General features: G+C 68.3%; 7 protein-coding genes and 1 pseudogene. 1 reads left to right on the plus strand and 7 read right to left on the minus strand.

The genetic code is table 11. The annotated features are described in order from the left end of the window. From AB0J74_RS38760 to AB0J74_RS38785, 6 genes and pseudogenes are all read right to left on the minus strand, one after another. Positions 1-284 (minus strand): annotated as a pseudogene (locus AB0J74_RS38760) (amidohydrolase); the annotation flags it as partial. Between the two features lie 4 nt (positions 285-288). After that, positions 289-663, minus strand: a complete 375-nt coding sequence (gene mimD / locus AB0J74_RS38765) for a propane 2-monooxygenase effector subunit MimD (protein WP_363458273.1) — start codon at positions 661-663, stop codon at positions 289-291. Continuing rightward, positions 660-1,829, minus strand: a complete 1,170-nt coding sequence (locus AB0J74_RS38770; RefSeq protein WP_363458276.1) for a toluene hydroxylase — start codon at positions 1,827-1,829, stop codon at positions 660-662. Before AB0J74_RS38770 ends, mimD begins: the two co-directional genes overlap by 4 nt. After that, entirely contained in the window at positions 1,829-2,872 is a 1,044-nt protein-coding gene (locus AB0J74_RS38775) for a 2Fe-2S iron-sulfur cluster binding domain-containing protein (RefSeq protein WP_363458278.1), read from the minus strand. The genes AB0J74_RS38770 and AB0J74_RS38775 overlap by 1 nt, the downstream gene beginning before the upstream one ends. A gap of 9 nt (positions 2,873-2,881) precedes the next feature. Continuing rightward, entirely contained in the window at positions 2,882-4,537 is a 1,656-nt protein-coding gene (locus AB0J74_RS38780; RefSeq protein WP_363458281.1) for a methane monooxygenase, read from the minus strand. A 79-nt stretch (positions 4,538-4,616) separates the two neighbouring features. Beyond that, the gene (locus AB0J74_RS38785; protein WP_363458283.1) at positions 4,617-4,856 is read right to left on the minus strand and encodes a hypothetical protein; all 240 of its coding nucleotides are present in this window, start codon (positions 4,854-4,856) and stop codon (positions 4,617-4,619) included. Positions 4,857-5,005: 149 nt separating this feature from the next. Between AB0J74_RS38785 and AB0J74_RS38790 the strand changes: the two genes are divergently transcribed. Then, positions 5,006-6,805, plus strand: a complete 1,800-nt coding sequence (locus tag AB0J74_RS38790; RefSeq protein ID WP_363458286.1) for a GAF domain-containing protein — start codon at positions 5,006-5,008, stop codon at positions 6,803-6,805. Positions 6,806-6,872: 67 nt separating this feature from the next. On the opposite strand, the gene AB0J74_RS38795 is transcribed toward AB0J74_RS38790, so the two are convergent. After that, on the minus strand, positions 6,873-6,971 hold a 99-nt coding region (locus tag AB0J74_RS38795; RefSeq protein ID WP_363458271.1), incomplete at its 5' end, for a ricin-type beta-trefoil lectin domain protein.

Genomic DNA, 6,971 nt, shown 5'->3' on the forward strand with positions numbered 1-6,971 from the left:
AAGCCCTCCTTGTACCACTCGGTCAGATACGTCGGCTGGAACACCGCGACGTCCACGTACCCGTCCTCGAAGACGTCCTTCATCAGGTCGTCCTCCGTGTAGGACATGAACTTCTCGATCGGCCAGTGCGTCTCCGCCGGCCCGAGACCCTGGTAGGCGTGGAAGCACTCGATCCAGCCCTTGGCGTAGTGCTCGGCACCGGGCACCCAGGTTTCCGGGCCCGCCTGCCAGAAGTGCATGTGGCTGTCGACGACGAAATACTTCTCCCCGTCCTTCTCGTACAAGGCGTTACCTCCCACCGGCCGTGAGGTCGAAGCCGATGTATTCGGCGGCGTCCTCGGGGTTGGCGAACATGATGGTCCGGTCGTCTTCGTGGATCATGCGGCCGTAGTGGGTCGACATGCTCTCCTCGAACTCGGCCGCGTCGAAGTAGCCGGGCTCCTCGCCCAGCGCCTCGGAGATCTCGTCGTAGACGACGTCCATCCGGTTCGACGCGTCGACCCGGATCATCGACGGCAACGGCGTCACGGTCACGTTGGGCTTGGCCCGCATGACGTCGGCGACGACGACGCCGACCTGGTTGTTCATCAGCGTGAAGCCGCACATGTTGGAGGCCGAGTTGTCGGACTTGAACGGGCTCTCCGCAACCTTGAACTGCGTCACTGGGCCAGCTCCTTCGGTGTCTCCAGGCCGAGGTCGGTCACGATGCCGCTGAACCGGTTCTTGGCGCTGTCCAGCGCGTCCTCGAAGCGCGGCGGCTTGGCGTCGGGCTGCGACCACAGCGGCTGCAGCGCCCGGGCCGCCGCGATCGAGACCGGCACCCAGTCGGCCAGCCACGAGTGCAGGATCCGGGTGTTGTGCTCGGCGAACTCGCGGTCGGCGGTGAGCAGCTCGAAGATCGCCTTCGTGTAGCGCAGGTCGCGCTCGGAGAAGTCGTACTCCTCGGCGCCGACGATCGTCGGGGTGACGAAGTCGCCGTTGCGCGGTGCGGCGTGCTGCACCAGGTGGCTGCGGAACAGCTCACCCACCAGCGGTTCGAACACCACGTTGGCCGCGAAGATCGCCTCGCACCAGTCGTCGACCGCGGTCAGCCGCTCGGCCACCTCCCGTACGCCCTGCCAGGCCGGGTCGTTGTTCCAGGCGTCGAGGTGGGCCGAGCCGTCGAAGTCGGCGATCTCCTCGCTCAGGGTCAGGCCGTAGAGCGCCAGATCCTGCGCCGCCCGGATCCGGTGCATGCTGTTCACCGAGATCGCGTTGTTGTGCATGTTGGTGGGCGCCCGCCGGTTGGCGTTGGCGAACAGGTAGAGCCCGAGGCCGTGGTCGACGTGCATCCACGCGCCGACGTGCCGCTCGACGAAGCGCACCCAGTTGGGGTTCCACTGCTCGAAGGCCTTCGACCGGCGGGCGGCTTCGACATTTTGACCGACCTGGCGTACGACGTTGGCGTTGTAGCGGTAGAGCGAGAGTTCCCATTCCTCGTTGGGGTCGCGGAACTCGTGCCAGCCGTGCGCCGGCCAGTCGTAACCCTTGCCGCCCGAGCCCGGCCCGCGGGTCGGCTCGGGGCGGTCCGAGCCCCACGCCTTCAGCACGGTCCAGTCCAGCGGGTAGCCGCCGCGCCCGTCGGAGAAGCCGTAGAGCCAGCCCTGGGCGAGATAGTGCCGCGGATCGGGCTGGACCTCGACGGTCACGTCCTCGTAGTGGGTCTGCTTGCGCTTCTGCGGGACGTAGTAGTTGAACCGGCGCGCGGTCGAGTCCGGAAACTCCTTCGCGCCGGCCTCGGCGTCGGTGAAGACGGGCTTGGGAACACTACGTTCCGTCGCGGTCGTCATCAGACCTCCCCACCTGTCGTCGTGAACTTGTCGTAGTAGATGTGCTTGTCGGGCACGCCGAGGCGGGCGAGCAGCGGCATGGCCGCCTCGACCATCGGCGGCGGCCCGCAGAGGTACGCGTGCGCGCGGCTCAGGTTCTGCTCGTGCCGCTTGACCACGTCGGTGATCAGGCCGACCTCGCCGTCCCAGCCGTCGCCGTCTTCGGGCTCCGAGAGCGCCGGCACGAAGCGGAAGTTGGGCAGCTTGTCCTCGAGCGCCTTGAGCTCGTCGACGAAGCAGAGATCGCGGCGACGCCGGGTGCCGTAGTAGAAGACCGCCCGGCGGTCGATCCCGCGCTCCGCCATCGAGCGCAGCAACGCCAGGATCGGTGCGAGCCCGGCGCCGCCGCCGACGAAGACGATGTCCTCGCCCTGTGCCTCGCGCAGGGTGAAGACCCCGAAGGGTCCGGTCAGGTCGAGCCGGTCGCCGACGGCCAGCCGGCTGTCGAGGAACGACGAGAACAGCCCGTCCGGGTAGACCTTGATGACGAACTCCAGCCGCCCGCCCTCACGGCTGGAGGTGTTCGCCATCGAGAACGAGCGGGTGTGCTCGGTGCCGGGCACCGCGATGTCCATGTACTGGCCCGGGAAGAACGTCAGGTCCGCCGGCTCGACCAGCCGGAGCACCAGGTGCCGGAGGTCGTGTGTCACATGGTCGATCGACACGACCTCCGCCACCGCGTTCTGGATGGGCAGCCCGGACCGGAGGATCTCCTCGTCGAAGTTGAGCAGTTCGATCGTCACGTCCTCGTAGACGTGCGCCCGGCAGAGGAGCGTGAAGCCCTCCTCCTTCTCGTAGTCGGGCAGGGCGAAGGTCGAGTACCGGTCGAGTTCGATGTCGTCGCCGTCGAGCACGAACGACTTGCAGGCCGCGCACTGGCCCTCCTTGCACCCGTGCATGAGCATCAGCCCCTGCTCGGACGCGGAACGCAGCACGGTCTGGTCCTCGTCGACCTCGATCTCGATGCCGACGGGCTCGAACCGGACCCGGTGCTTGTCGCCCATGGCCCGGTCTCAGGCCTTGTCGGTGCGGGCGGGGCGGCCGGCCGGTCCGCCCTGGATGTAGGCGGCGTGGAACGCGTTGCGCTCCTCGTCGGTCATCTCGTTGAGCAGCACGTTCGGCGACAGCAGCGGGTCCATCCGGCGCAGGTGGTCCAGCGTCCACATCTTCGACGGGTCGAGGTTGAGGTGCGGCTGTGCGACCAGGGTCTTGCCGTCGTCGCGGACGAAGCCCATGTCGGAGACCACGTCGGCCCAGTTCCAGCCGTGGTAGAGCGTCTCCCACTCGCGGGCGCCGATCAGCTGACCCATGTTGGGCGTCTCGCGGCCCTGGTAGGTCGGCCGGAAGGCCTCGACGTCGGTCCACCGGCAGGCCTCGTGGCAGTAGGTGCGCCACTGGCCGTTGACCTCGGCCATCACCATGTCCTCGCGGACCAGGCACGGGACCATGCAGACCCAGCAGCGGTGCGGGTACTGGTAGTCGACGTCCTCGGCGACGATCGGGTGGTGCCCGTTGGGCGTCGACAGGCGGTTGTACTGCTCCCACCACTTGCCGTACCGGTCATACCAGCCCGGGTACTTGTACTCGAACCACTCGAAGTCCTTGTCGGTCATCGGGTCGATCCGCCAGTAGTTGGCCAGCCAGCCGGTCGCGAAGAACTGGGCGACCTCGTGCACGTAGCCCTTGTTCCAGATCTGGTTCCAGGCTTCCTCGATGAGGTCGTGCGGGATGACCAGGCCATACTTTTCCAGCGGGACCAGGTACGAGCGGTAGTAGTCGTCGTAGATCCAGCGGCGCCACATCTCGGCGTACGACTCGCGCTCCTTGCGGCGGTCCTTCGTGCCGTACTCGATGAACGTGCCGATCGCGGCGTCGACCACGCGGTGGTTGTTCCACCAGGCGTAGCGCAGGTCGCGCTCGAGAAGCTGGTGGTTGCCCTCGTCTGCCAGCGCCATGAGCAACGTCGCGTAACCGTTGCTGATGTGCCGCGACTCGTCGGACTGCACCGAGTGGAACACCGTCGGCAGCAGGTAGTCGCCGTTCGCGGCGGCCTCGGCCGGCATCGCGACGAACAGCGTGTTGGTGAACGCCGTCTCGGCCACGATCGTCAGGTAGATGCTGGCCGCGGTGATCGCGTCGCCGGTGATGAAGCCCTCGGCGAACTGCCGGCCGATCGTGCCGCAGTAGTCGTTCTGGAAGTTGCGCAGGCTGCTGTTGAATCCGGCCGGGTCGATGTAGTTGTTCATGTAGAGCCGCTTGAGGTTCTGCTGGATCGTCGAGTGCCTGACCTCGTCGATCATCTGGATCGCCTGGCCGTTGTGCAGTTCCGGGTTGGGCACCGTGCGGAACAGCAGCGGCATCGCCCGGGCGGCCGAGATCTCCGGCAACGGGATGATCGAGAGGAACAGCTTCTGCCACTCCAGCCAGCGCTCCTGCACCTGGCGGAACATGTTGCCGCGGATCGCGCCGTCGGACGCCCCGTACACCCGGTGGTCCTTCTCCTCCTGCATCGGGAAGTAGGACCGCAGCACCTGCTTGAGCGGGTCTTTCTTCTGCGCCTTCCGGAAGGTGTAGTCCGTGCCGTAGTGGGACACCGGCTGGTGGTAGGCCGGTTCCCAGGACAACTCCTGGATCTTCTGATGAGCCCTGGCCACGCTCTGCCGACTCATAGGTGTCTCCTCACCGTTGGCTGTGCGTCATGCGACGGATCAGACCGCACGTCGGCCCGGGGTGCGGTCTCACATTGAGTCAGGAGTCCTGCTCCTCGAACATCGCGGCCCGGATCTCCGCGAGGTGACGTTTGACCTTCTCGCCGACCTGCCGGTCGCCCTCGGCGGCCGGATCGATGCCCAGGGCGCGCAACAGGTCCGCGGCCGGGCCGCCGGGGTCATCGCCGCCCAGGATCGGATGCAGACCCTGCGCCGCGAGGTGGTGGAAGACCACGTTGACGACGCTCCACGGGTTGAACGACTCGCGCGTCGACTCCATCGCCCGAGTCCACACCCGTGCGCGGCCAGTGGGGTCTCAACATGAGACGGCCACCATCGGCGCGGAGCGTAACGTGTAACCAGGACGTAACCAGAGCGTGCTCCGGCCATCCCCCGCCGGCGCGCGTTCGACCGGGCAGGGGGCCGTCCATGCCACCGGGTTCGACGTTTCCAGACGAGATCAGCGACACCGCGCAGCTGGCGAAGACGCGTGAGCAGTTCCTGACGGCCGAGGCCGTCGACCCCAACCAGGTCCGCGACGCGATCCTGGCGTCGTGGTGGCGATCCCGGCGCTGGAACGTGGCCGCCGACCGGGTCGACCTGACCTACCTGCGCGATCCCGACCTCGACACGCCGCTGTCACGCAGCGCGCTGCCCGTCTTGCGCCATTTGCGCGAACATCTCGACGGCCAGCCGATCAGCATCATCCTGACCGACCCCGCCGGCCTGGTGCTGACCAGGATGGACGCCGGCCGCGCGCTCGACGCCCACCTCGACCGGGTCAACCTGTCGCCGGGATTCAGTTATGCGGAGGAGTACGTCGGAACGAACGGGATCGGCACGGCGCTGGAGGGCGGCCGGCCGATGCACGTCTTCGGGCACGAGCACTACGCGGAGAATCTCGAGGATCTGGCCTGTGCCGGGGTGCCGATCCACCACCCGATCTCCGGGAAGACCGTGGGCGCGGTCGACCTGACCTGCTGGCGGAAGGACGCCGATCCGCTGCTGCTGATCCTGGCCAAGACCACGGCCGGGCAGATCCAGCAGGCGCTGCTCACCGACAGCGGCATCCGCGAGCTCGATCTGTTGCAGGAGTACCTGCGCACGTGCCGGCGTACCGCGGGGATCGTTTTCGCACTCAACAACGACGTCGTGATGATGAACGACAACGCGCGGCAGGTGCTCGATCCGGCCGAGCAGTCGGTGCTGCTGGCCCAGGCGGCGGAGACGCTGGCCAGCCGCACGCCGACGGCGTCGGTCGTGGTCGACCTGCCGACGGGGGTCAAGGCGCGGATGTACTGCCGGCCGGTGCGTGGCGAGGGCCGGCTGGCCGGCGGGGTGGTGCACGTCAAGCTGTCGTCGCCGGCGCGGCCCCGGGCCGAGACCGCCGCCGCGCCGCGGATGTTCATGCCCGGCCTGGTCGGGTCGGGCGCCCTCTGGCTGCGCGGCTGCCACCAGGTGCAGGCGGTTTTCGACGCCGGCGAATGGCTGGCGGTCGAGGGCGAGCCCGGGGTCGGCAAGCTCGCTGTCATTCGCGCCGTCCACCAGCAGCGGCGTCCGGGGGTGCATTTCGCGGTGCTGGACGCGGCGGCGGCCGGGCGGCACGGGTGGCTGGCCGACGCGCGCCGTGAGTTGCTCGACGCCGGCGGGACGCTGGTGATCCAGCATGTCGACAAGCTGAGCCGGGGACGGTTGCGCACCCTGTCGCGGCTGCTGGAGGAGGCGCGGGCGGCTGACCCGCAACCGTGGGTGGCGGTGACCCTGAGCCAGCGCCACGACGGCGGCGAGATGGCCGGGCTCCTGCGGTTCTTCCCGAGCACGGTCGAACTGCCGCCGCTGCGTCATCACGTCGAAGACGTGCAGGCCCTCGTCCCGTTCTTCCTGTCCCGCCTGGCCACCGGCGGCAACCTGGCCTGCTCACCCGAAGCGATGCAGCTCCTGGTCCGATCTTCGTGGCCCGGCAACACGGAGCAGCTCTTCGCGGTGTTGCGGCGCATCGTGCAGCATCGCCGCAGCGGCGCGATCCTGCCGGCCGACCTGCCGCCGGAGTGCCGCACGGTCAGCCGCCGCCTGCTGAGCCCGCTGGAGGCGATGGAACGCGACGCCATCGTCCGCAGCCTGATCGACTGGGACGGCAACAAGATCAAGGCGGCCGGGTCCCTGGGCATGTCCCGGGCCACGATCTACCGCAAGATCCACGAGTACGGCATCGTCACGCCCGCGACCTGACCGACCGCTCGCCGAGCAGCGGGCCGGCCCACCGCGATCGCCGTGGGCCGGCCCTGTTGACCCGTGTCTATGCGCGGGTCCAGCGTTGGTTGCTGCCGCCGTGGCAGGTCCAGACGATGACCGCGGTGCCGTTGGCGGTGGCGGCGCCGTTGACGTCCAGGCATAG

Origin of the sequence: Asanoa sp. NPDC049573, from assembly GCF_040676615.1 — a bacterium.
GTDB lineage: Bacteria > Actinomycetota > Actinomycetes > Mycobacteriales > Micromonosporaceae > Asanoa.